The sequence below is a fragment of the Desulfovibrio mangrovi genome (assembly GCF_026230175.1).
Lineage (GTDB): Bacteria > Desulfobacterota > Desulfovibrionia > Desulfovibrionales > Desulfovibrionaceae > Halodesulfovibrio > Halodesulfovibrio mangrovi.
Window position 1 is genome coordinate 2,055,882 of the sequence record NZ_CP104208.1, and the last position, 25,553, is coordinate 2,081,434.

The window sequence follows — 25,553 nt, forward strand, 5'->3', positions numbered from 1 at the left end:
GAGAGGCATCCCCCGCAGGGCCGGGACGTACAGTCAACGGTCTTAACGGTGCCGATCCGACAGGATTGACCGCCTTATGGCTTCTTCCGGAGACAGCTCCTCTGAAAAAGGGGTCATTGCTGCCGAGGAATCGGCAGCCCCCTCCTTTTCACCGCTTTCCGCAGAAGAGCTGCTGCAACGACTGCAGCAGAGCGAGCAGCGTTTCCGCACACTTTTCGATGGTATTGAGGATGCCGTCATACTCTTTGCCATCAACCCGGACGGATCACGCGGTCCGATACTGGAAGTCAACGCTGCAGCCTGTGCGCGTCTGGGATTCACACCGGACGAATTTCGCGGCATGACCGTCAACGACATAGACGCACCGGAAACGCAGAAATCCCGCCCTCAAATTTTCGAACGATTCCGAAACGGTGCTGGCGCAACGTTCGAAGCCGTCCACGTTTCCAAAAATGGCCAGCGCTGGCCTGTCGAGATAAACGCACGACTCTTTGACTATGAGGGAACGCCCAGCGTTCTTGCCATAGCCCGCGATATTTCGGAACGGTACAAGGCCGACCGGATCCGGCAGGTATATTTGCAGCAGCTGGAGGCGGAGGTAGCCCGCCGTACCTCGGAACTCGAGCAGACAAACCGGCAGCTGAAGGAACAGATAGAACGCGCCAATGCGGCCGAAGCTTCGGCCCGGCAATCCGAGGCCAGACTGCGGGGCATATTCAATGCCACAGGCCAATCCATCCTGCTGCTGGGCAAAGACGGCACTGTGCATCATGCCAATGCCATTGCGGCATCCGGTTTAGACCTTCCCCCTGAGAAAATTGAAGGTACCAATATATATGACTACCTTCCCGATCACATAGCCAGACACCGCAGGGAGATTCTTGATATGGTCGCGGCCAGCAGAAGTCCCGTGGCCTTCAAATCCCGAAGAGGCAAGGCCTTTCTTGCTAACAATGTCTATCCTGTCTTCGACCGCAACGAGGTTGCAGGCTTTGCCGTCTACTCCGAAGACATCACCCGGGAACTGGAAGCGGAAAACGCTCTGGCAGCCCACCACCGCCTGCGGGATGTTCTGCATGAAATTCTGAACTACTCACACTCGACACATAATCTGGACGAGCTTCTCGCCTCCATCCACACAGTCATGCTGCGGGAACTGCAGGCGGAGAATCTCTATGTGGCATTAATCAATGAAGAGAATGACACCCTGACCTACCGGTACTGTGTTGACGCACACAGTACGTTTCACGATATCCCCAGCCTCAGCACCCTGTCCGCTCCGCTGCTGACGCTGGAACCCATCCGCAGAAACGCCGTGGTCCACTTCACACAGGAAGCCCTGTCCCGCTCCATCAAAGAGGGCACAGTCCTGTTCTTCGGTCCCATGCCACGCTCATGGCTGGGCATTCCCCTGCGGGTACGGGGACGTACCATCGGGGTACTGGTTACGCAGGACTATAGCTCTGAACGCCGCTACTCGGAAAACGACGTCCACCTGCTTACCGCCTGCTCGGAACAGATAGCGCTGGCCATCGAGCGCAAGCAGGCGGAAGAAATGGCACAAGCCGCAAGAGACATCTTTGCCAATATCCCGTCCGGCCTGTTCATCTATCAGCATACGCCGCCGGATTCACTCACGCTGGCCAATGCCAACCCCGCTGCGGAACGGCTCACCGGCATATCACTCAAAGACTGGGCTGGTGCCGAATTCAAGGATTTGTGGCCTTCAGCACAGAGTTCAGGCCTGTATGAATCCATCACCAGTCCGCTGAACACGAAACGAGATTTTACAGCCGAAGACATACACTATGAAGATGACCGAATCTCCGGTGCCTATCAGGTGCATTCCTTCGCTCTGCCGGAGAACCGGCTCGGCGTGACCTTTCAGGACATTACCGAACGCAAGAAGGCCGAACTCACCATTCAGGAAAGCAATGAACAGTATCGCGCATTCTTTGAAGATAACCATTCGGTCATGTTCGTTCTCGATTCCGAAAACGGCACGATACTGGACGTCAACAAGGCTGCCGAACAATTTTACGGCTACCCCCGTGAAGAGATGAAGGGCAACAGCGTCGGGATACTGAACCATTTTCCCGAGAAGAAGCTCAAACGCACACTCAAACGCCTTGTCAACCAACGCATCTCAAGCATCATTACCCGCCATAGGCTGGCCAGCGGAGAGTGGCGGGACATTGAGGTCTTTTCCGGTCCTTTTATCGTCAACGGCCACATCCGCCTCATCTCCATCATCCATGACATTACCCAACGCAAGCGTGACGAGGAAATCCTTGCCGCCGCAAAGACTGCGGCAGAACAGGCAAGCAGGGCCAAGAGCGAATTTGTGGCTAACATCAGCCATGAGGTACGCACCCCGCTCAGCGGGCTCATGGGCATGCTGCAGCTCCTGCTGACCACGCCGTTGAACACTGAACAAAAAGGCTACTTAAACACCGCCCTGAAGTCCTCGAAAAACCTTTTGCAGGTGCTCAACGATGTGCTGGACTTCTCGAAGATCGAGGCGGGCAAACTGACCCTCACGGACAATAGTTTCGACGTATCCGAACTACTGGGCCAGTGCGTGGATCTATTCCGCCATCAGGCTGCCGCTAAGGGACTGACCCTGATTCCCGAGCTTTCCTCGCCGTTGAACGGTTGCTGTATCGGTGACGAGATGCGCATCCGCCAGGTACTGCTGAACCTGATCGGCAATGCCATCAAATTCACCGAGCAAGGAGCCATACACATTGACATGTCCATCGCTCCATCACGCGGGCGAAAATCTGCCCAGCTTGAACTGATGGTTCGCGACACGGGCATCGGCATACCGAAGAACAAGCTGGACAACATCTTCGACGCCTTTACGCAGGTTGATGGATCCATCACGCGCCGGCACACGGGAACCGGTCTTGGCCTTGCCATCGTTAAACGTCTTGTGGAGCTGATGCAGGGGACTATTCAGGTAGAAAGCACCCTTGGCAAAGGAACGTCCGTACGAGTCTCCGTCAAATTGGGGTTGACCCCTGAAGCCGCACCGGCAACCTGCACGGAACCCGATAGTATCCCGGAACTGCCACCGCTACGCGTACTGGTTGTGGAAGACGAGGCTGTCAACAGACTTATGGCCACACGCCTTCTGGAAATCATGGGACACAAGGTCCAGGTGGCGGAAAACGGACTGCAGGCTCTGGAACAGCTCAAGAGCAAGGCATTCGATGTCGTACTCATGGACATCCAGATGCCGGTCATGGACGGTCTGGAAACGGTCCGATATATCCGCGGTGCAACCGGCATGGTCACCCCTTCGGATATCCCCGTCATTGCCATTTCCGCCCACGCCTCGGCCGCGGACCAGGAAAACGCCCTGCAAAACGGCATGGATGACTACATCGTCAAACCATACGAGACAACGGAAGTGAAGATGAGCCTGCTCCGCGTAATGCAAGGCCAGCGGCAGAAAATGGCTGCCGACGCGTCTGCCCCCCCGGAGAACGGTACGGGATAAGCCCCTTCCGCCCTGCGGATCAGCGAAGACCCAGCACGCGGTAGACGGCCTGCATGTCCAACGCCTCACGCACCACCGCAGCCAACCTGTCCAGAGCAGGGTCCAGCGAATATGGTGCGACAACCCGGCCGAGGGGAGACTCGCCCTTGCGGAACCGTAGCCTGTCCACAAAGGCACGACGGAATTCGTCCGAATCGAACAGGCCGTGCAGATAGGTTCCCCACACCATGCCGTCGGAAGACGAATAGCCGATGGCCATTCCGTCCTGCAGCACTACGCAGGGCGCTACACCGGCGCCTTCGCCCATCAGCGTTCTGCCGTGGTGGATTTCATAGCCGTTTACAGGAAGGTCGAATCCGGTATGGGTTCCGGACACGCGGGTCAACACCTTGTCCTGCCCCATAACGGTATGCACATTCAGCAGTCCCAGCCCGTCGCAGTCTGTGGCCCGATCGGCAGACTCTACCTGCAGCGGATCTTCCACGCTTCTGCCAAGCATCTGCAGACCGCCGCATATGCCCACGATCTCAGGAGCCGCATCTCCGGCAGCAAGAGCTGTCACGGCCTCGGCAAGCCCCGTGCTGCGCAGCCATGCAAGGTCGCCCAGCGTATTCTTCGACCCAGGCAGGATGATGCAGTCCGGATGCCCCAGCGACTCCGGAGAACGTACACCGCGAATCTGCACATCCGGTTCACAGGAAAGTGCGTCCATATCCGTGAAATTGGCAATATGGGGCAGATCGATAAGTGCGACATCCACGCAGGCCCCCTGCTTGACCACGGTTCTCCCCATGGCCTCCTTGAAGGAGACGGAGTCTTCTTCAGGAAGTCCCAGTTCCGGGACATGTGGCACCACCCCGAAGAAAGGCTTGCCGGTCTTCTGGGTGGTATATATGAGGGCGGGGTCCAGCAAACTGGCATCGCCGCGGAAACGATTGAGGACAAAGCCAACCACCAGCTCCCGTTCCCACGGATCAAGCAGCTCCATCGTTCCCACCAGCGAGGCGAACACCCCACCCCGGTCGATATCTCCCACCAGCAGCACTCTGGCGTCCGCATAGCGGGCCATCTGCATGTTGACGATATCGTGCGCCTTGAGGTTGATCTCGGCGGGGCTGCCTGCTCCTTCAAGCACCATCACATCGTGTTCGGCAGCAAGCGAATCATAGGCCATCTGTACGGTCCGAAAGGCTTCCGGCTTGAAGGAGACATATTCCTTCACACGCATATTCCCCACGACACGTCCCATGACGATGACCTGCGAACCGGTATCGGAGGAAGGCTTGAGCAGCACCGGATTCATTCGAGCGTCCGGCTCAAGACGGCATGCGGCAGCCTGAACTGCCTGCGCCCGGCCTATTTCACGGCCGTCAGGCGTAACAAAGGAATTCAGCGCCATGTTCTGGGCCTTGAAGGGCGCGACGGAATACCCGTCCTGCAGCAAAATACGGCAGAGTGCGGCGGTCAACACGCTCTTGCCGGCATTGGAACTGGTGCCCTGCAGCATAAGAGCGGGAATCTTGCGGTTCAGACTGTGATTTGGCATGGTGGAAGCTGTATCCCGTTTCCCTTTGTAAAACCAGTGCATTCCTTGTCTACAGGGCGCACACAGGCATTATATTCTGTCGTTTTAGCAAAGAATAATGGACGGTTGCCGAAATAATCGGCACAAGGGCCACATGACTCAAATTCTTGTCATTGCGCGCGATAACGAAAATGGTGACATTCTCAAACGGCGGCTTGAGCAGCTGGGAGCTTCCCCCATCCTTGCCTCCGAATCAGATGCCATTGTACACGTCATGCGCACCGTTCCACTGCAGGGCATATTGATCAACATGCCTACGTTCCTGCGTCTGCACGGGGAAGGGAAAAACATTCTCAACGAATCCATGGACAGCTTCCCCCTGCTGCGCTGCAGGCTGGACAGCGAATCCGGTGCGCTCACGGTCTTTGAGCAGGGGCAGAATCCCGACCAGGCTCTCACCCTGTTTGTCCGGCAATGCACTGAAGCCAAAAAGCGGACCATCCGACGCGAGGAGCGCACGGTCATCACCTGTGCCGTACTTCTGTCTCAGGACGCGAGCTTCAATCCCGCCACCACGGAACGGACCATAACATTCAACGTCTCCACTCTTGGCGCCTTCTGCTTTTCCACACACGCCTGGAAGCCCGGCCAACCGGCTTGGCTGCAATTCCTTGACCTTAATGACAAAACCCCCATATCCGGCTCTGTCGCCCATGCCACCCGATGGGGCAAGGGCTGTCGCCAACCCGGATGCGGCATCAGCTTCAACCCCATCACGGATGCACAACGTGAAGAACTGGCAGCTCTGCTCAAGGGCAACGGGGTAAAGGTTAGGCAGCTTGTGACAACTTGATTGCATCTGCAAATAGCATATTGATATGCAAGCTGATTACGACTACATGTTCCTCTGCCGGCGGCAAGCATTCACGGCCCCCTCCTCTGACGGAGCGCGTCCCCTTGCCCGCACTCACCGGCACAGGCCATCCAGGAGTAACTCATGGGAAAATTCCTTAAAATATTCGGATCCATCGTCGGCGCGTGCCTGCTCATTGTCGCCGTCGGCACCATCGCCCTCATCACGCTGGTGAATCCCAACGACTTCAAGACCCGTATCGCCGAAGAAGTCCGCAAACAGACCGGAAGAACCGTGGAGTTCACCGGCGACATCACGCTTTCCTATTTCCCGTGGCTCGGACTGGAAACAGGCCCTGTGCGCATGGCCAACCCTGACAACTTCGGCGGAGGCGACTTCCTCTCGCTGGAAAAAGCCGGCATCCGCGTAAAGCTCATGCCCCTCCTTAAAAAGGATGTTCAGGTCTCCTTTGTCACGGTTGACGGGCTCAAACTCAACTTCATCCGTAATGCCAAGGGACAGGTGAACTGGCTGTTCACTCCCCAGCAGCCTGCCCCCGCGCAGCACGCGCCCGCCATGGACAAGAACGGCTTCAGTGACGAAACGGCCGCATCACCGCTGGAAGCCTTTCCCGCTTTGCTCGTGAACTCCATCGGCATCACCCGCGCCAGCATCTCCTACACGGACGAACAGAGCGGCGCGAGCTACGCACTGAACGAACTCTCGCTTGCCACCTCAGCCCTCACGCTGGGCAAACCCGTGGATATTACGCTGAAAGGTGATATCGCCGCCAATGCCCCCAAGCTGGATGCGGCATTCGACTTTCATACCACGCTGCTGCTGGCTCACGACCTGACCCGCATCGAACTGGACAACCAGACCCTGACACTCGACGCCACAGGGGAACCGTTCCCCGGCGGCAGCATGAATCTGAACCAGAAGGGGGCCATGTCCTACGATCTGATTCAGCAATTGTTCCATGTCCGTTCCTTTGCCGTCTCCGCTTATGAGGCCGACCTTGCTGCCAACGGCAAGCTGAATCTGGCGGACGGCCCGAGCTTCCACGGCAAAGTGGCACTGGGATGCGCTCTGCGCGACACGCTCAAGGCGCTTGGCGTGGAAGTGGCAACAACCGATCCCGCCGTGCTGGACAAGGCATCGCTCAGCTTCAGCATCGCCGCCTCTCCGGTCCAGATTGCTCTTTCCGAAATCAACGGAGCAGTGGATGATACGACCCTCACGGGCGCCCTGCGCGTAAAGCAGTTCAACCGTCCGGACATCAAGGCCGAACTGGCCGTTACCGGCATCGATGTAGATCGTTATCTTCCCCCCAAGACTGAAGCTGCCGAAGAAGAGAAGTCCCTTCCTTCGGAAACGGCCCAACCTGCTCCGGCTCCGGCTCCAGAGCAGGGGTTGCCTGCCGAAACCAGAAAGGCCCTGCGCAAACTGCTGCTGGATGCTGCTCTCAAGGTTGGCTCGCTTACCGTACAGAAGGTTACCCTGACCGACGTAGACATCAAAGCCACGACCCGGGACGGCCTCATCAAGATTTCTCCATGCTCGGCAAACCTCTTTGAAGGTCGTTACGATGCCGACATCTCTGCCGATCTTCGCGGCAAGACCACAAGATCAGGTCTCACGCTGGCCGTGAAGGACCTGCAGCTTGCCCCCATAACCTCCACCTTCATGGGTGAGCCTCGCGCCACGGGAACGGCTAATTTGCAGACCAGTCTGGATGCCAGCGGCGAAACCATGTCCGACATCCTCTCCACCCTGAACGGCAAGGGCTCGTTCGCGGTAACGGACGGTGCCGTGCTGGGCGTGCAAATCCTGCCCGACAATGCAAAAACCCAACTGAAAGACACCAAGGTGGACAAGGCAGACGAGGCTGCGCGTCAGCAGCGCTTCGACCGTCTTTCCGGCAGCTATGTCGTCCGCTCCGGTCGCGTCACCAACAAGGATCTGGCCTTGGTAGCCCCCAACATAAAGGGATCCGGCGCAGGCTATGTGGATCTGTATCAGGATAAGATCGACTACAAAGCCGTTGTGCGCGTTGCAGGGCTTCCCAAAATGCCCGTAACAATCACCGGAACGCTTGCCAACCCCCGTTATGGATTTGATGCCACTCTCCTGCTGAAGAACACCCTGAAGGACGTGCAGAACCTGCTGCCCATCCCCGGCCTGTTCGGCAAGGAAGCCAGCACCACCGACAAGCAGCAGAACGGCACCACGAAGGAATCCCAGAAGCCCCAGAATCCGCTTGAACAACTCGGCAAGGGCCTGCAGCAACTGTTCAAGCAATAACTACGGGACGGTAGACAGCCATGACAGCACAGACGCAGGACCACAAGACGCCGCAACCAGGCGACAAGGCCCCGTTGTTCGACCTCGTAAACGCGAACGGTGAGGCGCGTCCCCTTTCCTGCTATGCCGGAACATGGCTTGTGCTCTACTTCTATCCCAAGGCTTCCACACCGGGATGCACACGCGAGGCCCAAGGCTTCACGAGCCTGCTTCCCGATTTCGCGGCCTGCAACGCAACCGTAGTCGGGGTATCTCCCGATTCATGCAAGGCCATCACGGGCTTCATCAGCAAGCAGCAGCTTGGCGTTGAGCTGCTCTCCGACCCTGAACGTTCGGCCGCCAAAGCCTACGGCGTGTATCAGCTCAAGAAGAACTACGGGAAGGAGTCCATGGGCATTGTGCGTTCGACCTTCATCATTGACCCTAAGGGTGTAATCCGGCAGGTCTTCAGCCCCGTAAAGAAGGTCGATACCCACATGCAGGAAGCGCTGGAGGCTGTCCGCAGCCTTACGGCCCACGTCTAAAAAAACCTGTGCATTCCGGCATATTACAAGAGCCCGCCCTTCCTTTTACGCCCCCCTTCCCTTGACATGGGTGTTGGCCGTTGTTACCCGTGAAGTCTTGAGGGAAGCGACGACCGTATGACGGAGCACGCAAATTGCTCCCTTATGACGGCCTGTTGCGCCACCGCCTTCCCAGTGCTGCATGGCGGCACAGGCATCGGGATGTTGATCCTGCCAGCGGACAATGCTGACGGCTGACGAATCATGGCCGTCCCCTCCGGAACCCTTCATACGGAACGGGCAGCGAATACGAATGACCCTTGCACAACGCGAGACGGACGTACTCTCCACGATCATCGAGTCCTACATTTCCACGGCCCTGCCGGTGGGGTCTCGTACCGTGGCCAACGCCTCGCGTCTCAAGCTTTCCGCAGCCAGCATGCGCAACACCATGGCCGACCTGACCGACAAGGGGTATCTGGAACAGCCCCACACCTCGGCAGGCCGCATTCCCACGGCAAAGGCATTCCGCCTGTATGTGGACTCCCTGTTGCGCATGCGTCCCATCTCACGCGAGGAACGAAGCAGCATTCTGGCCAGACTGACCCTGCAGGGGCTGGAAATCAGCAAGATGCTCCAGCAGGCAACGGCCATGGTTTCCTCGCTTTCCCATGAGGTGGCTCTGGTCCTTGCTCCCGGCGGAAACGATGTACGCTGGCGCCGCGTGGACTTCTCCCTGCTGGCCGACCGGCTGATATTGGCCGTACTGGTGCTGGACGGCGGCATGGTCCACAGCCGCGTGGTGCAACTGGACGAACAGGTCACCACTGACGACCTTATCCACTTTGCCAACTACCTGAACAGCCACTACACGGGACTTTCATTTTCCGAAGCCCGCAGCCGCATTCTCCGCGAACTGCACCGCACCGAAGCGCATCTGGAAAAACTCTGCGCACGGGCGCTGGGGCTTGCCCGTCTCGCCTTCTCCGGTGAAACCGAAGAAGAACGACAACTGTTCGTAGAGGGCACCCTGACCATGCTGGACAAGGCGGAGTTTACCGATGCCGCCCGCATGCGGGAACTGCTCGCCCTGCTGGATGAACGCACCCGTCTGCTCAAACTGCTGGACAACACCATGCGCAGTGCGGATGTTTCCGTTTCCATTGCACCGGACATGCCCGAGGCAGAAGACAGCTTTGCCGGACTCAGCGTCATTTCCGCCCCCTACGGCGGCGACGTGCCGCTCGGAGTCGTCAGTGTCATCGGCCCGCTGCGCATGGATTACGGCACAGTCGTCCCCGTTGTGGACTGCATTTCCAAATCCCTTTCCACCCTGCTGAAAGACCGGTTTTCCGCTTAGAAAACCGAAGCGAATATTCTAAGGAGCGATTATTTCCATGGTAAAAGACAAGGTTGAACTGAGCGAGGAAGCCGCGGAGCAGCTTGAAAAAGACAAGGCCAGCGCCCCCGAACAGGGAACCATCGAATTGACTGATGAAGAGCTTGTGGCACTGTGCAAGGCGCGTGTTTGCCCCGCCTGTGACGAGAAGGTAAGCGCTGATGAAGCACGCCTTCGCTCTCTTGCAGAGATGGACAACTTCAAAAAGCGTATCCAGCGCGAAAAGGAAGAACAGGCCAAGTACGCTGCAGAAAGCGTTCTTTCCAGCCTGCTGCCCACGCTGGACAATCTGGGCCTCGCCATCGACTACGGCCGCAATCTGGAAGGCTGCAAGGACATGCTCATCGGTGTGGAAATGACCCAGAAGCTCCTGCTGGACGCCATTGCCCAGCATGGCCTCGTACAGGTCGGCACCAAGGGCGAAGAATTCAGCCCCGAGATTCACGAAGCCATAGGACAGGAGCCCTGCCCCGAAACGCCCGAAGGGCACGTAAAGCAGGTCATGCAGAAAGGCTACCGTCTCAAGGAGCGCCTGTTGCGCCCCGCCAAGGTCGTCATTTCCTCCGGCAAATAGCTGGTACAAGAAACCGAGAAACGCCCGCACTGCATACAGTGCGGGCGTTTTTTCTTTGTCTCAGCCGCCAGCGGGTGTCGATCTGACAATGCAGGCATGGGATTCGCTGCAACGCAGCTCAAACAACGTACGCAACCTGCGCAACCTACGCACCGGGCACGCAAGCCCCCCCAAGTTGGCCGGAGTGCCTCCAAAAGCTCAAGTGAATCCTGTACATACGACAAGGACGGGCAACAAGGAAAAACCCTGAAAAACATGCATTTGCAACAAGTTGCAACATCTTGTGTAAAAAATTTCACCATTCCCCCTTGCCCCTCCCGAAAACGAACTTAGTTTCTCCCCGACGCTGACACGACGCCGCGCCGCCCGGCAGCGGCTCATATATCAGGTAGAATTTACACTCATATTTCGTGACCATCTCGTTAGGAGGAATCGCACATGGGCAAAATTATCGGTATTGACCTTGGAACCACCAACTCCTGTGTCTACATCATGGAAGGCAAGGACCCCAAATGCATCACCAACCCTGAAGGCGGCCGTACCACCCCTTCCATCGTCGGCTTTACCGACAAGGAACGCCTCGTTGGTGACATTGCCAAGCGTCAGGCCGTTACCAACCCCGAGCGTACTGTTTTCGCCATCAAGCGCCTGATGGGGCGCCAGTTCAGTTCTCCCGAAGTTTCCCGCTGGGCCGACCATTCTCCCTACAAGATCGTTGCCGGTAACGGCGGCGACGCACATGTGGAAATCGAAGGCCGCAGCTATTCTCCTGCCGAAGTTTCCGCAATGATCCTCGGCAAGCTGAAGTCCGATGCCGAAGCCTATCTGGGTGAAGAAGTAACCGAAGCGGTCATCACCGTTCCCGCATACTTCAACGACTCCCAGCGCCAGGCCACCAAGGACGCAGGCCGTATCGCCGGTCTTGAAGTGAAGCGCATCATCAACGAACCCACCGCAGCGTCTCTCGCTTACGGCTTCGACAAGAAGGCCAACGAAAAGATCGCCGTATTCGACCTCGGCGGCGGTACCTTCGACATCTCCATCCTTGAAGTTGGCGACAACGTTGTTGAAGTTCGCGCCACCAACGGCGACACCTTCCTCGGCGGCGAAGACTTCGACCTTGCCATCATCAATTACCTGGTGGACGAGTTCAAGCGCGAGAACCACGGCATTGACCTTTCCAAGGACCGCATGGCCCTGCAGCGCCTGAAGGAAGCCGCTGAAAAGGCCAAGAAGGACCTTTCCACCTCCATGGAAGCGGAAGTGAACCTGCCCTTCATCACCGCCGACCAGACCGGTCCCAAGCACCTCATGCTCAAGCTCTCCCGCGCCAAGCTGGAAAAGCTGGTTGAGAGCCTGGTCGACCGCACCATCGCCCCCTGCAAGAAGGCGCTGGCTGACGCTGGCCTCTCCGCAGCGGAAATCGACGAAGTGGTGCTCGTTGGCGGCATGACCCGTATGCCTCTGGTGCAGAAGAAGGTTGCCGAGTTCTTCGGCAAGGAACCCAACCGTTCCGTGAACCCTGACGAAGTGGTTGCCATGGGTGCGGCCATTCAGGGCGGCATTCTCGCCGGTGACGTGAAGGACGTTCTGCTGCTCGACGTGACCCCGCTGTCTCTGGGTATCGAAACCCTCGGCGGCGTGTTCACCAAGCTGATCGACCGCAACACCACCATCCCGACCAAGAAGTCTCAGACCTTCACCACCGCTGCGGACAACCAGCCCTCCGTGTCCATTCACGTCATGCAGGGCGAACGCCCCATGGCCGGTGACAACATGACCCTCGGCCGCTTCGAACTGACCGGCATTCCTCCGGCACCCCGCGGCATGCCCCAGATCGAAGTCAGCTTCGACATCGACGCAAACGGCATCGTGCATGTTTCCGCCAAGGACCTCGGCACCGGCAAGGAACAGTCCATCCGCATCACCGCTTCCTCCGGTCTTTCCGAAGACGAGATTCAGCGCCTGATCAAGGAAGCCGAATCCCATGCTGACGAAGACAAGAAGAAGCAGCAGGTCATCGAAGCCCGCAACCAGGCCGACACCCTGATCTACTCTGCCGAAAAGTCCATCCACGACCTCGGCGACAAGCTGGATGCAGGACTGAAGAGCGATATCGACAGCAAGATCGAAGTGCTCAGAAAGGCCATGGAAGGCGAAGACATCGACGCCATCAAGAAGGCCACCGACGAACTGTCCCAGGCTTCTCACAAGCTGGCTGAGCAGCTCTACGCACAGCAGGCTCAGGGCGCTCAGGGCGGTGAACCCCACGCCGACGCAGGCGATGCAGGCGGTGCCCGCAAGGATGACGACGATGTAGTCGACGCCGACTACACCGAAGTGAAGAAGTAAGCCTCCCTGCCTGCATGCAGGAGTCGGAACACCCCGCTCTTGCAATTGCAACGGTATATGATTAGCTTGGCCTGATTCGCTGTTTGGCGGATCAGGCCTTAATCATTATGGTACCTACTATGCAAAAATACTCTGCCTTGAATTCCCTGCGGCGCTCCGTGCTGCCGCTCTTTGCCGTCCTGAGTCTGCTCCTTGCCATCACCCTGCTTGCAGGCTGCCAGAAGACGGTTGTGGTTCCTGCACAGTCAGACGCCCGGTACCTGACGCTGCCCGAACAGGCTTTTGCGGCCTACTCAATCGGCGACTATCAGCGTGCTGAAGCCTTGTATGACAGGACATTGCAGTTGCCTCAGCTTTCGCCGTCCGAAGCGCAGGAAGCCTGGAAGTATTTCGCCCTCAGCACCATCGCCAACGGCAAATACAACCTCGGAGTGGAAGCACTGGAAAAGTGGCGTACCCTCGCACCGGATGCTGACAGCTCCACTGAATGGCTGGACGCTTTCAGCAAGTGCATGCTCAACCTGCCGCGCCAGAAGGCCGTGGACATGCTTGCTCCGCTGGCTGTTGACACCGAGCGCTCCTGGGCTGTCCGCACTGAAGCCTCTCTGCTGCTTGCCAGCCGCGAGTGGACCGACGGCAAGGATACCTACGGGGCCATGCAGACCCTATCCAACCTGTACCAGCAGGCCCCCGACGCAGACGGCGCCAAGGCCTACAGAGGCACTCTGGAAAACCGCCTGTTCTCCCAGCTGCAGACGGCCGAACCCGAAGCGCTCGCCATGCTTGCCGGTCTGCTTACCCCTGAAAACGAACTGAATTTCCCCTATTCCGTCATCCTGCTGGAAAAGGCCCGTCGCTCCGCCACGGATACCGAAAGCTGGCCGTTGGCCTTTCAGGCCCTGCAGCGCCTGCGTCAGGCAGGACATTTTGCTGACAAACTGCTGGTGGAGCGCGTACTGCGCCCGCTGGAGCAGGAGTTTGGCCAGCCTGTACAAGGCATCGCACTCGCACTTCCCCTCACCGGCCCTTACGGCAACATCGGCTGGAAGATCATGCGCGGTGCAGGCGTTGCCCAGTGGGATCTTGCCCGAACCGGCAACGACCTTTCCGTAACCGTCATCAACACCGCTGCCGATGGCTGGGAAGAGAAACTTGCCGGACTGCCCAAGGGCATCAGCATCGTGGGCGGCCCCCTGCGCAAGGATGCCTTTGATCACATCAAATCCCACGGGCAGTTGAACCATCGAAACTTCTTCACCTTCCTGTCCTCGCTCGGCGAGGGCGAAGAAGGCAGAGTGGCGTGGCGTTTCTTCTCCAGCCCGCGCGACCAGGTACGCACCGTTCTCGAATTCGCCCGCAATGATCTGGGCATAGAGAATTACGGCATTCTGTATCCCGACGAACCGTTCGGCTCGCGCATGAGCGGCCTGTTCAAGGAAGCCGGTGCCGAACTGAGCATCAACACAGCGGCTACCGCAAGCTATGCCCCCAAGGACTCCGCTTCCTGGGGCAAAACGCTCAGAAGCTTCCTCAAGGTTCCGGCCCCCCGCCCCGGCGAAGACGACCCCATGCCGCCACAGCCGCCTTTCCAGGCCGCGTTCCTGCCTGACGGCTGGCAGCAGATGCAAAGCCTTATTCCGCATTTCTTCTTCTATCAGGAAACCCGCATGGTATTCCTCGGTTCAGCGCTGTGGGAACAGGGACTCACCTCCGCCAAGGATATTGAAAGCCGCTACTTCCATCTGGCGGTATTCCCCGGCTCGTGGAATCCCTTCACCCCCACGACTGCCTCGGCAAACCTTGCCAAGACCCTTGACGAATCCGGTCTCGGCAAACCCGACCTGTGGGTCGGGCTGGGGTACGACTTCGTCCGCTTTGCCTCGCTGCTCGGCTCTCCTGAAGAAGCCCTTTCCGCTACGGAAATGAACAAGCGCATACAGACGGCGCAGGCCATGGACTGGAGCATCGCTCCCATCCGGTGGAATGAAAAAGGCCGTGCGTCCCAGAAGATGTTCCTGTTCACGCCTTCCAGCTCCGGTTTCACTCCCCTTGATCCGGAACGCTTCCGCGAACGGCTGGAGCAGGCCCGCCTGCGTCAGGAAGAGCGCGTGAAGATGCTGGAAGAAGAATATCAGACCAAAATCAAGGCCGGTGCATCGCCCCAATAACAGGGCGACAGGCCAGCACCCCACGGCCAAACGGTTGTGCAGGTGCGCATAACGGATACGAGGAGATCATTCCATGAAGATATCACCCGAGCGGGTTGCCGAAATAGCAAAACTCGCGCGCCTTGAACTGGACGATGACAAACTGACGCTGTTTGCCGGTCAGTTCGAATCCATTCTCAACTACATGGAAACGCTCAACGAGCTGGACACCAGCGACGTGGAGCCGCTCTACAGCCCTGTCATGCACAGCACGGTCCTGCGTGAAGACGTGGCGGCCAAAACCGCCGAACGGAATGCCGTTCTTTCCAACGCCCCCCAGACAGACGGGCAATTCTTTGTGGTGCCCAAGATCGTCTAACACGCCGGAGAAACAGTATAATGTCTAACCTGTACACCAAATCGCTTTCAGAAGTCCGCTCTCTGCTGCTCTCGCGAGAGGTTTCGGCGGAAGAGGCTGTCACCTCCTGCCTTGATCGCATAGACGCAACCGAGCCCAAGATTCAGGCCCTGCTCTCCGTGCAGCGTGAAGAAGCCATTGCCGCCGCAAAGGCCATGGATGCGGCCGGTCCCGATGCAGACAAGCCGCTCTGGGGCGTTCCCGTCACCGTAAAGGACGTGCTCTGCACCAAGGGTGTGCCTACCACCTGCGGCTCCAAGATACTCGGCGACTTCAAGCCCTTCTACGACGCTTATTCCGTACGCAAGCTGAAGGAAGCCGGAGCTGTCATCGTGGGCAAGACCAACATGGACGAATTCGCCATGGGCTCTTCCACCGAAAATTCAGCCTTTCATCCCACACGCAACCCGTGGGATCTCTCCCGCGTACCGGGCGGTTCTTCCGGCGGCTCCGCAGCTTCGGTTGCCGCCTCCCAGACCTTCGGCTCGCTGGGCACGGACACCGGCGGCTCCATCCGCCAGCCTGCGTCCCTGTGCGGCTGCGTGGGCATGAAGCCGACCTACGGTCGAGTTTCACGCTATGGCATGGTCGCCTACGGCTCCTCTCTGGATCAGATCGGCCCCATGACCCGCACCGTGGAAGACAACGCCCGCATGCTGCAGGTCATTGCCGGACACGACCCCAAGGATTCCACCTGCTCCGACCTTGCCGTTCCCGACTATCTGGCCGCGCTGGGCCGTGCAGACCTGAAGGGCCTGCGCATCGGTCTTCCCAAGGAATTCTGGGGCAAGGGGCTTGACCCCGAAGTGGAAGCCTCCTGCGCCTCCGCCCTGAACACCCTCAAGGAGCTCGGCGCGGAACCCGTGGAAGTATCCCTGCCGCATTCTCCCTACGCCATCGCGGTCTACTACATTGTGGCCACTGCGGAAGCCAGTTCCAACCTCGCCCGCTTTGACGGCGTGCGCTACGGCTACCGCGATGCCGATGCCTCCGAGTTGCTCGACATCTACGTAAAATCCCGCAGCAAAGGCTTCGGCGACGAAGTGCAACGCCGCATCATGCTGGGCACCTACGTGCTCTCCTCCGGCTACTACGACGCATATTACCGCAAGGCGGCACAGGTGCGCCGCCGCATCCGCGAAGACTATGAGCAGGCGCTTGCCCAGTGCGACGTGCTGTGCGGCCCCGCTTCGCCAGTCACCGCATGGAAGGTGGGTGAACTGACCGACGATCCGCTGAAGATGTACCTCATGGACATCTACACCATTTCGCTGAATCTTGCGGGACTTCCCGGCCTGTCGCTGCCTGTGGGACTCGGCAGGGACAGCGGCATGCCCGTGGGCCTGCAGCTGCTCGGCAAGGCCTTCGATGAAGCGACCCTTTACTCAGTGGCGAGCGTTCTCGAAAAGGCTACCCCCACCATCGGTACCCCCGCAGGCCTCTAGTACCGGCAGCTAGTTACGCAAACAGACAACAGGCGGGAAAGCTCCATTGCTTCCCCGCCTGTTTCCTTTACAATAGCCATACACGATCACCCCATCAGGACTCGCACCATGACCACAGCGGTAGCCATCAGCGGCGGCACGGATTCCATGTTCGCCCTCCTGACCCTGAAGGAACAGGGACACGACGTCTTTGCCCTGCACGCACATTTTCTGCCCCGCAGCACTGAACGCGAAGAGGCATTGGCATCCATGTGCAGACAACTGGACGTTCCTTTTCATGCCGTGGACCTGCATGAGGAGTTTGAACGGTGTGTGGTAGCGCCTTTTCTTGATGAATATGCCCGTTCGCGCACGCCCAACCCCTGCGCGCTCTGCAACGCCCGCATGAAGTTCGGGGCCTTGTGGCGTGAGGCCGAGAAGCTCGGCGCATCGCGCATCGCCACCGGACACTATGCCGTTCTGCACGATCATCCGAAGTATGGCAGGGTGCTGTCACGCGGCCATGACCCCAACAAGGACCAGAGCTACTTTCTTTCTCTGGTACCGGCCGCCAGCCTTGCGAGGGCGGTCTTCCCGCTGGGAGAGCTGACCAAGGACGCCGTAAAGGCGGAACTGGCCCGACGGGGGCTGACGCCTCCGTATCCCAGTGAAAGTCAGGAAATCTGCTTCGTACCGGATGACGACTATCGCGCTTTTCTACGCAGCCGGGCAACCAGCTTGCGAGGGGCAGGCCCCATTGTCACGACAGCTGGCGAAAAGGTGGGAACCCATGCGGGATTGTGGCAGTACACCGAAGGGCAGAGAAAGGGGCTTGGTATTGCATGGAGAGCGCCGCTGTATGTTGTGGGCAAGGACGCCCGCAATAACACCCTGATTGTCGGGGAAAAGGAGAAACTGACCTCGGAAGGCTGCACTGCTGCACACGTGAACCTGCTGGTGCCTCACGAATTGTGGCCCGAAGACCTGCTCGTGAGAATCCGTTACAGGCAGCAGCCGCTGAAAGCCGCCGTCTCTCTGGAAACGGACCGGGACAATGGTACACACAGTGTGACTGTGCGCTTTGAAACGCCCCGCACCCCTCCTGCCGCGGGACAGGTCTGCTGCATCTATGACGCAGAGCAGAATGTACTGGGTGGCGGAATAATCGAAAACGCCCTGTAAACGCTCTGATTACGCCGTGGCGCCCCCCCCGATCAGGCTGCCCATCAAGTCCAGAAGTGCACCGTGATTCAGGGGTTTCGCGATGAAGCCGTCAGCCCCCAGCAAGGTGGCCGTCTCCCGCGCATTCTGAAGGCTCAGATAGGCCGCGCCTGATGTCATGGCCACCACGCGCACAGCGGGAAATTCCTTCTTGAGCTGCATGATGGTCTGCAATCCGTCCTGTTCCGGCATAAACAGATCGGTAATCACAAGGTCCGCCCCATGACTGCGCATGGCCTGCATCCCCTCGACACCGTTACCGGCAAGGACCACCTGATAGCCCCCTTTCAGGAGCACTGCCTGCAACAGGTCGCGATACAGGGCATCGTCTTCCACAACAATGATCCTGCCACTGCCGTTCACGTTGCAGCTTGGCGTACGATTCATAGCCACCTCGTCAAACCCCGCGAGCGGACTGCTCCTGTCCGCACTCAGCACCATCGCCCCTGCGCTGACCGGAACAGCTCACATCCGGCACAAGGTCAAAACCGAACTGCTTGGCCATATAAATCAGGGGATCCACGTTTCCTGTCTGCCGCATTATTTCCATGAGCGTGTCCACGCCCAGCTTTGCCCCCGTATCATAGGGATTAACCTCGCGGAGCAGCGTGGAATAGGATTTCCCGACTTCCTTAGCCAAGGCCTTTGCGGGCATTTGGCTATTCAACACGACATGATGAACTATCCGAGATAAATCAGTAAGCATGAGTCCCTCCCATTTGCCACCCTGGAGAGTACAAAATGCATACCACCAGAAAGAAACTCCTAACCCCATCAATTACAGGATATTACAAAAAAACACCCATCATTATGTGCAGGGCAGTACAAACTATAACAGCATTTTGTAAACTTTAAGTTTACAAAATAAATAAATCCAAGATCACAGCTCCGTTTCAAAACGCCAGGATTTACTGATTCCGTGCTTGCGCAACATGGCGTAAAGCCGCTGGCGAGATATGCCTGCAATGCCGCTGGCCCGGGTCACATCTCCCTGCGTACTGTGCAGCAGCCGCAGCAAATAACTACGCTCCGCGTCATCCAGCACCTTGTCACGAAACTCTTTCCATGGAGACAACACCCCTGCTTCGCTTTCAGCTGCGAAGGTGTCCCGTGCATTGCTACTTGCCTTTGCCCAATTCCTTTCCTGAGTTTGCCCCCTGTTCTCGCTACCCCGCCAATCCTTTCCGGATTCATGCGAATCGTCACCATGTTTCTGCAGATATTCAGATTCGGCCACCTGCCCGGTATTCATGATACGCGATCGCGCAACGGCTACGCGGATACTGCTGGGCAGATGCTCCGGCAGCAGTTCGTCAGAAAAACGCCCCCTGATGATGCTCTGCTCCGTCACATGCAGCAACTCGCGCACGTTCCCCGGCCAAGGGTAGGTCTTAAGCTCATTCACAAAGGCAACATTGAGTGTTTTAGGCTGGAACCCATAGCGCTGGCAGCCCTTTTCGATGAAATGCGTCACCAGTTCCGGCAGATCCTCCATACGCTCCCGTAAAGGCGGCAGGTGAATATGCACCGCCTGCAGGCGATACAACAAATCCGCTCTGAAGGTCCCCCGATGCACCATGGCCGGTAGAGGACGGTTTGTAGCGGCAACCAACCTGAAATTGCTGAAAATCTCATGCCCACCACCAACCGGCCTGAAACGCTGCTCTTCCAGCACCCGCAGAAAAGCCCGCTGCTGAGGCATGGCCAGTTCGCCGACTTCATCAAGAAAGAGGGTGCCGCCGTGCGCCTGAAGAACAAGACCGTCTCTCGGTCTATCCGCTCCAGTGAAGGCCCCCTTGGCGTGCCCGAACAGTTCGCTTTCAGTAAGGGATTTGGCTATGGCCCCGCAGTCCACAGCCACAAAGGGACCGGACACTCTCTGGCTGTTCCTGTGTACGGCCCGGGCAAACAGCTCTTTGCCGGTACCGGTCTCACCGGTAATCAGCACAGGGGCATCGCTGGAGGCCGCTTCGGCAAGCAACCGGAAACAACGCTGCATGGAGACACTGTTACCCACAATGCCGAAGCGTTCAGGCTCTGAAAGCTGACGGGCCCCCTGCCGGTAGGTCAGAGCACGATCTACTGCCTGATGAACGGAAGCCAGTGATGCCGGCTTGCTGATGTAGTCCAGAGCGCCACTGGATATGGCCAGCTCCGCACCGTCCGCGTGTCCGTCGCCAGTGATGATGATCACCTCGGGAGCCCCTTCCGCAGACGAAATTTCCGAAATGAACCTCAGGCCGTTTCCGTCCGGCAGCCCGACATCGAGCAGCACCAGATCAAAGGCCGGTCCGGCAAAAGCCACCCGTCCCTGAGCCATAGAGCTTGCGCCTTCCACCTCATGCCCTTCCAGCTGCATGGCGGAGGTAAGCATCTCCCTGAACAGTACGTCGTCCTCAATAATCAGAATACGGGCCATTATGCTTCGCCCCCGCTCCCCTTCCGGTTCATCGTTGCCCCTCAGGCAGCAGGATGCGCACGGTTGTGCCTGCCCCCTTCTCCGAAGTCACAAAAAAACGTCCGCCATGCGCCCAAATTATGCCGCGGGCCAATGCGAGCCCACGCCCCTTTGCCCCTTCGGCCTCACGGGTGGTGAAATACGGTTCGGCGCACACAGCGAGTACATCTGGCTCCATTCCCGCGCCGCTGTCCTGCACGTCGAGCACGACATGCCCCCCCTGCCTTTCACTGCTGCCAATGCGCACGAGCAGTGTCCCTTCACCATCAAGGGCACGCAAGGCATTATCCCACAATGCGTCAAAAGCTGTTTCAAGCAGGGAGACGTCCACCGAAAGCATCACATTCTCAGGCTCCGCCTGAAACTTCAGCTGAACAGCGAACGGCAGAAGGGACGAACGCCGCCTGCACCATTCGCCCACCACAGAACCGATATCCACCACCTCAAACTTGCAGTCGATCCTGCCCGCCATGATTCGGGCCATGAGAATGGCCTCTCCAGCCTGTTCACATCCACGCAGAATATTCTGCAATGCCCGCCCCACCATGGGAGCTCCCTGTACATCAAAGGAGGCGGCAATTTCGGCAAATCCTTGAATGGAGGCAAGAGTATTATTAAATTCGTGCGTTACCCCTCTGGCAAATCGAAGCAGGGCACTTTGCTGGCCCTGAGCCAGCCCCAAATCTTCCACAACGAGTACGCCCACCCCACTCTGGCCCATGGGCATAGGATGAAAACGCGCAAGAAGGGGAATGCCGTCAGCCCCCGTCAAGGCCCCATGCCACTCGCCACCAGCCGCCACGGCCTGATGCAACGATGCGGGGAACCGTTCCGCAATGTCGGCGTGCAACATATCGGCACCGACGGATACTCCCATCAGCTCCTGAAAAACGGGGGTTGCCTGGCACACGCGGCCAAAGGCATCCACCGTGGCTGCTCCCGCACGAATACCGGCCTTGTCATTATATATGGTCACAGGCAGTTTCTCCCCTTATCAGTTAGACACGGAGCCCAATGGCCCCTTCAGCCGAGTCTGGCGGCAAGATCATTCGGGAACTGAACGGCTCATGCCTTGGTGCGCATGGCAGCCAACCCGCTCCTGATGCGACGTGCTTTGGCCGGTCCGATACCGGGCAGCGCAGCCAGTTCAGCCTCAGACGCATCTGCCATATCCCTGATTGAAGAAAAATGCTCCCACAGAACCTTGGCGAGAGACGGTCCGATTCCTTCGATGCGTTGCAGTTCACCGGCCAATGCCGAACCCGCCCGCGCCTTTCTGTGTCTGCGTAACGAGTAATCATGCACGGCATCGCGGATAAGCTGCAGATACAACAGTTCCGGAGATCCCGCCCGCATGGAGACTGGATTCATTCTTCCCGGCAAGAAAATGGAATCGGCAACCCCGCCCTTCCTCCTGTCCGCACGGTTGGAATCCTCGGACCGCGCCTTGGCGATGGCTGCCACGGCAAAAAGCTGCCCGCAACCGGCCTCCTCAAGCACGGACATGACCGCCCCGAGCTGGCCGCGCCCGCCGTCCACCAGCAACAGATCCGGCCATGGCGGACCGGATTCCAGCCTGCGGCGCATCCATGCGGCAAGCACACCGTAATCATCTCCTCCTGATTCCTCATCCGTAAAGGCGTAAGTGCGGTACTGGTCTTTGGCCGGTTTGCCGTCTTCAAAGACCACCACGCCCACGCGAGTATCCCTTCCTCCCGTGTGCGAGACGTCCACGGCTTCAATCCGGTGCGGCAGGGATGCCATCCCCAGCTTCGCCGCCAGAATCTCCTCCACGTTTGCAGAGGCTGAAGTGCGGGCCTCTTCCGCCGCGTTGGTCTGCGCCATGGTTACGAGCCTGTTCTCGGCATCGCCGCGCGGAGGTCCGATGCGTACCGTACTCCCACGCAGCTCGCTTAATGCTTCGGCAAGCGCGGCGAGCGGATCATCACTGTCTGCAAGCACCTCTTCATCTGACAACCCCAGACTATCGGACATTACCGGCAAGGCCGAACCATCTTGAGCCTGCTCTTCCAATGCCCATGGAATGACTATTCGTTGCGGTACCACACTCTGCGGGCCGTAATACTGCCCCAGAAAGCTGAGCACCATTTCCGGAGCCTCTTCCAATCCCAGTCCGCTCCAGAAAAAGTTACGCCCGTCGAGCAACACGCCACCGCGGACAAACAGCACACCAAGCGCGAGCCCCTTGGAGGTTTCGGCAACACCAAGCACGTCCATATCTCTTTCGGAGCCGAGCACCGCCGCCTGCTTCTCAACAGTACGCCGGATAGCGGCAATCTGATCGCGCAACTCTGCAGCCTTCTCGAACTCCAGCGCTTCCGAGGCATCCAGCATCTGTTGCTGCAGCAACTCAAGCAATTCCGATGAACGGCCATTCAGAAGCAGTTCCACCTTGCCGACCATGGCCCTGTATCGGGCATTATCCACGGGCAGGCAGCAGGGGCCGAGACACTGTCCCATATGATGGTACAGGCAGGGCCGGACCCTGTTTCTGAAAGCGGTATCCGAACACCGCCTGAGCAGAAAGACACGCTGGATGGCCTTCCATGTATCACGGGCAGCCTGCGCCGATGTATACGGCCCGAAATAGGCCGAACCATCGCGCACCACCTTGCGGGTCAGCGTAAGACGCGGCCACTCATGCCGCTTTGTGAGCTTGAAGAGAATGTACTGCTTGTCGTCGCGCAGCACGATGTTGTACCGCGGCCTGTGCTTCTTGATGAGGCTGGCCTCCAGCAGCAGCGCCTCCTTCTCCGAAGTGGTGGAGAGGGTATCCACGCTGACAGCCATGCGAACCATGGCTCTGGTCTTTGGCGTAAGCGTCTTGTCAGGCCGGAAGTAAGAGGCAAGGCGCTTGCGCAGCACCTTGGCCTTTCCAACATATATGATATGGCCCCCGGCATCCTTAAAAAGATAGACGCCGGGCGTAAGGGGAATGTTTCGCGGTTCAATGGAGTCCATGACCTGTTCTCTGCCAAGTTAGCCAAGAGCCGTCAAATGCGATGTCAGCCAAATCTTGAAAAACACTGTCATAATATTGACGAAACAACGGCCAATCCAGATACAAAACTTTGTACAAAATTAATCTCTAGACTTAACAATAATATCAACATGCCAATTTAATTACACATTACTGAAGAAACGTCATCCGAGATAAATTTTTTGTACCGTTTAAAAAATTTTACCTTTTCTCTTGCCATGCTTCCGGTACTGGGATAAAAGTCTCGTAACTGATTATGGTCATTCGCGTCAGGAACGTTGACCAAAGCAAAAGAAAGAAGGACAAACCAATGAAAAGAGTTATCACTCTGATGCTCGCTCTGGCACTGGTATTCGGCGCTGTCGCCAACAGCTCCGCTACCGATTTCAAGGCCAAGGGCACCTACCAGATCGGCTACCAGTGGACCGACAACACCAACTTCAACGACGCTGATTCTGACGGCGCATCCGAAGACGATTTCGTTGCTAAGCAGCGTTTCCGTACCCAGATCGACATCGTTTCCAGCGAAAACCTCTCCGGTGTTGTTTTCTTCGAAATCAACAACACCTGGGGCCGCACTTCCGGTGGCGCTGGTAACGGCGCTGGTGGTGCAATCGGCGCTGACGGCGTGAACGTTCAGACCCGTCGTGCTTTCATCGACTGGACTGTTCCGAACACCGCTCTTGACATCCGCATGGGTATCCAGGGCCTGGCCCTGCCCGGCGTTGTTGCTGGTTCCCCCGTTCTGGACAACGACGTAGCAGCTGTTGTTGCTACCTACAAGTTCAACGACATGTTCTCCATGAATGCTGTTTGGGCACGCCCCTTCGACACCTCTGCAGGTGAAGACACCACTGTCAACGCTCAGGACGAAATGGATGTTTTCGCTCTGATCGGCGGCGTTAAGATGGACGGCATGGAATTCACCCCCTGGGCTGCATACGCAGCTGTTGGCAAGGACATCGCCGACATCGGTAACGAACTGCCTGGCCTGCTGTCTGTTGCTGGCGCACAGGGCGTGGAAACCTATGAAGACAACGCCCGCGCTTACTGGCTGGGCCTCGGCTTCTCCATGGACATGTTCGATCCCATCGTTTTCAAGATGGACGCCATGTACGGTTCCGTTGACTCCGGCGACGCCAAGAACTCCTCCAACGACGACGCTCTTGACCGTTCCGGCTGGACCATGATCGGCAAGCTGTCCTACAAGATGGACATGGTTACCCCCGGCGTTATCGGTTGGTACTCCTCCGGTGAAGACGACGACGTAACCAACGGTTCCGAGCGTCTGCCCCGCGTTGACGGCTCCTTCACCGCTACCTCCTTCGGCTTTGACGGCGCTGCTGCCGGCTTCGCTTCTCAGGACAACATCGGCCTGACCAACGAAGGTACCTGGGCCGCTGGTCTGCTGCTCGAAGACATCAAGGTTATCGACAGCCTGACCTCTCAGTTCCGCGTTGTGTACGTAAAGGGTACCAACGATGCTGACTTCCTCGACAGCTATGTCAACGACTACGCTGGCGCCAAGTCTGACCTGCTCGGCACCATGCTGACCGACGAAGACAGCGCTTGGGAAATCAACTTCGACCACAAGTACGACATCTATGAAAACCTGGCTCTCTTCGTAGAAATGGGTTACATCAACCTGGATCTCGACGAAGACGCTTGGGGCATCACCGACAATTCCTACGACGACGACGCCTACAAGCTGGGCTTCGTATTCCAGTACACCTTCTAAGGTTTACTGCGAATCTCGTACGCAAAAAACATCCTGACGCTTTGACAGCCGGGGGCTTCGGCCCCCGGCTTATATTTTTGCAGCATCACGGATGCATGGTGCTGCCAAAGCGTCCGACAAACTCCGGTTCT

18 protein-coding genes are annotated in these 25,553 nt (G+C 58.0%); 12 read left to right on the plus strand and 6 right to left on the minus strand.

Annotation, left to right across the window (positions count from 1 at the left end):
• Positions 1–76 precede the first annotated feature (76 nt).
• The gene (locus tag N1030_RS09505) at positions 77–3,505 is read left to right on the plus strand and encodes a PAS domain S-box protein (protein WP_265825245.1); all 3,429 of its coding nucleotides are present in this window, start codon (positions 77–79) and stop codon (positions 3,503–3,505) included.
• Positions 3,506–3,524: 19 nt separating this feature from the next.
• Here N1030_RS09505 and N1030_RS09510 read toward each other — a convergent pair whose 3' ends face one another.
• Positions 3,525–5,051, minus strand: a complete 1,527-nt coding sequence (locus N1030_RS09510; RefSeq protein ID WP_265825246.1) for a cobyric acid synthase — start codon at positions 5,049–5,051, stop codon at positions 3,525–3,527.
• 133 nt (positions 5,052–5,184) lie between these two features.
• On the opposite strand from N1030_RS09510, the gene N1030_RS09515 reads away from it, so the two are divergent.
• From N1030_RS09515 to mnmA, 10 genes are all read left to right on the plus strand, one after another.
• Positions 5,185–5,883 (plus strand): PilZ domain-containing protein, encoded by a 699-nt coding sequence (locus N1030_RS09515; protein ID WP_265825247.1) that lies wholly within the window; start codon positions 5,185–5,187, stop codon positions 5,881–5,883.
• A gap of 144 nt (positions 5,884–6,027) precedes the next feature.
• Entirely contained in the window at positions 6,028–8,187 is a 2,160-nt protein-coding gene (locus N1030_RS09520) for an AsmA family protein (RefSeq protein WP_265825248.1), read from the plus strand.
• A gap of 20 nt (positions 8,188–8,207) precedes the next feature.
• A complete protein-coding gene (locus N1030_RS09525) occupies positions 8,208–8,711 on the plus strand; it encodes a peroxiredoxin (protein WP_265825249.1) in 504 nt (167 codons plus the stop codon).
• Positions 8,712–9,003: 292 nt separating this feature from the next.
• Positions 9,004–10,050, plus strand: a complete 1,047-nt coding sequence (gene hrcA, locus N1030_RS09530; RefSeq protein ID WP_265825250.1) for a heat-inducible transcriptional repressor HrcA — start codon at positions 9,004–9,006, stop codon at positions 10,048–10,050.
• Between the two features lie 37 nt (positions 10,051–10,087).
• Positions 10,088–10,663 (plus strand): nucleotide exchange factor GrpE, encoded by a 576-nt coding sequence (locus N1030_RS09535; RefSeq protein ID WP_265825251.1) that lies wholly within the window; start codon positions 10,088–10,090, stop codon positions 10,661–10,663.
• Between the two features lie 438 nt (positions 10,664–11,101).
• Entirely contained in the window at positions 11,102–13,015 is a 1,914-nt protein-coding gene (gene dnaK / locus N1030_RS09540; RefSeq protein WP_265825252.1) for a molecular chaperone DnaK, read from the plus strand.
• A gap of 119 nt (positions 13,016–13,134) precedes the next feature.
• Entirely contained in the window at positions 13,135–15,183 is a 2,049-nt protein-coding gene (locus N1030_RS09545; protein WP_265825253.1) for a penicillin-binding protein activator, read from the plus strand.
• Positions 15,184–15,256: 73 nt separating this feature from the next.
• Positions 15,257–15,541: an Asp-tRNA(Asn)/Glu-tRNA(Gln) amidotransferase subunit GatC gene (gatC, locus tag N1030_RS09550; RefSeq protein ID WP_265825254.1), complete on the plus strand. Its 285-nt coding sequence runs from the start codon at positions 15,257–15,259 to the stop codon at positions 15,539–15,541.
• Positions 15,542–15,561: 20 nt separating this feature from the next.
• The gene (gene gatA / locus N1030_RS09555) at positions 15,562–17,025 is read left to right on the plus strand and encodes an Asp-tRNA(Asn)/Glu-tRNA(Gln) amidotransferase subunit GatA (RefSeq protein ID WP_265825255.1); all 1,464 of its coding nucleotides are present in this window, start codon (positions 15,562–15,564) and stop codon (positions 17,023–17,025) included.
• Between the two features lie 108 nt (positions 17,026–17,133).
• Complete coding sequence (mnmA, locus tag N1030_RS09560; RefSeq protein WP_265825256.1) at positions 17,134–18,186, plus strand: tRNA 2-thiouridine(34) synthase MnmA; 1,053 nt, start codon at positions 17,134–17,136, stop codon at positions 18,184–18,186.
• 9 nt (positions 18,187–18,195) lie between these two features.
• Here mnmA and N1030_RS09565 read toward each other — a convergent pair whose 3' ends face one another.
• From N1030_RS09565 to uvrC, 5 genes are all read right to left on the minus strand, one after another.
• The gene (locus tag N1030_RS09565; protein ID WP_265825257.1) at positions 18,196–18,612 is read right to left on the minus strand and encodes a response regulator; all 417 of its coding nucleotides are present in this window, start codon (positions 18,610–18,612) and stop codon (positions 18,196–18,198) included.
• 10 nt (positions 18,613–18,622) lie between these two features.
• The gene (locus tag N1030_RS09570) at positions 18,623–18,931 is read right to left on the minus strand and encodes a phage regulatory CII family protein (protein WP_265825258.1); all 309 of its coding nucleotides are present in this window, start codon (positions 18,929–18,931) and stop codon (positions 18,623–18,625) included.
• A gap of 174 nt (positions 18,932–19,105) precedes the next feature.
• Positions 19,106–20,644, minus strand: coding sequence for a sigma-54-dependent transcriptional regulator (locus N1030_RS09575; RefSeq protein WP_265825259.1), 1,539 nt, complete (start codon positions 20,642–20,644; stop codon positions 19,106–19,108).
• A 28-nt stretch (positions 20,645–20,672) separates the two neighbouring features.
• Complete coding sequence (locus N1030_RS09580) at positions 20,673–21,659, minus strand: sensor histidine kinase (RefSeq protein ID WP_265825260.1); 987 nt, start codon at positions 21,657–21,659, stop codon at positions 20,673–20,675.
• A gap of 89 nt (positions 21,660–21,748) precedes the next feature.
• Positions 21,749–23,665 (minus strand): excinuclease ABC subunit UvrC, encoded by a 1,917-nt coding sequence (gene uvrC, locus N1030_RS09585; protein ID WP_265825261.1) that lies wholly within the window; start codon positions 23,663–23,665, stop codon positions 21,749–21,751.
• 329 nt (positions 23,666–23,994) lie between these two features.
• Here uvrC and N1030_RS09590 point away from each other — a divergent pair, with 329 nt between their 5' ends.
• Positions 23,995–25,422 carry an outer membrane homotrimeric porin gene (locus N1030_RS09590; protein WP_265825262.1) on the plus strand — a complete coding sequence of 476 codons (1,428 nt, stop codon included), beginning with the start codon at positions 23,995–23,997 and terminating at the stop codon, positions 25,420–25,422.
• Positions 25,423–25,553: the final 131 nt, after the last annotated feature.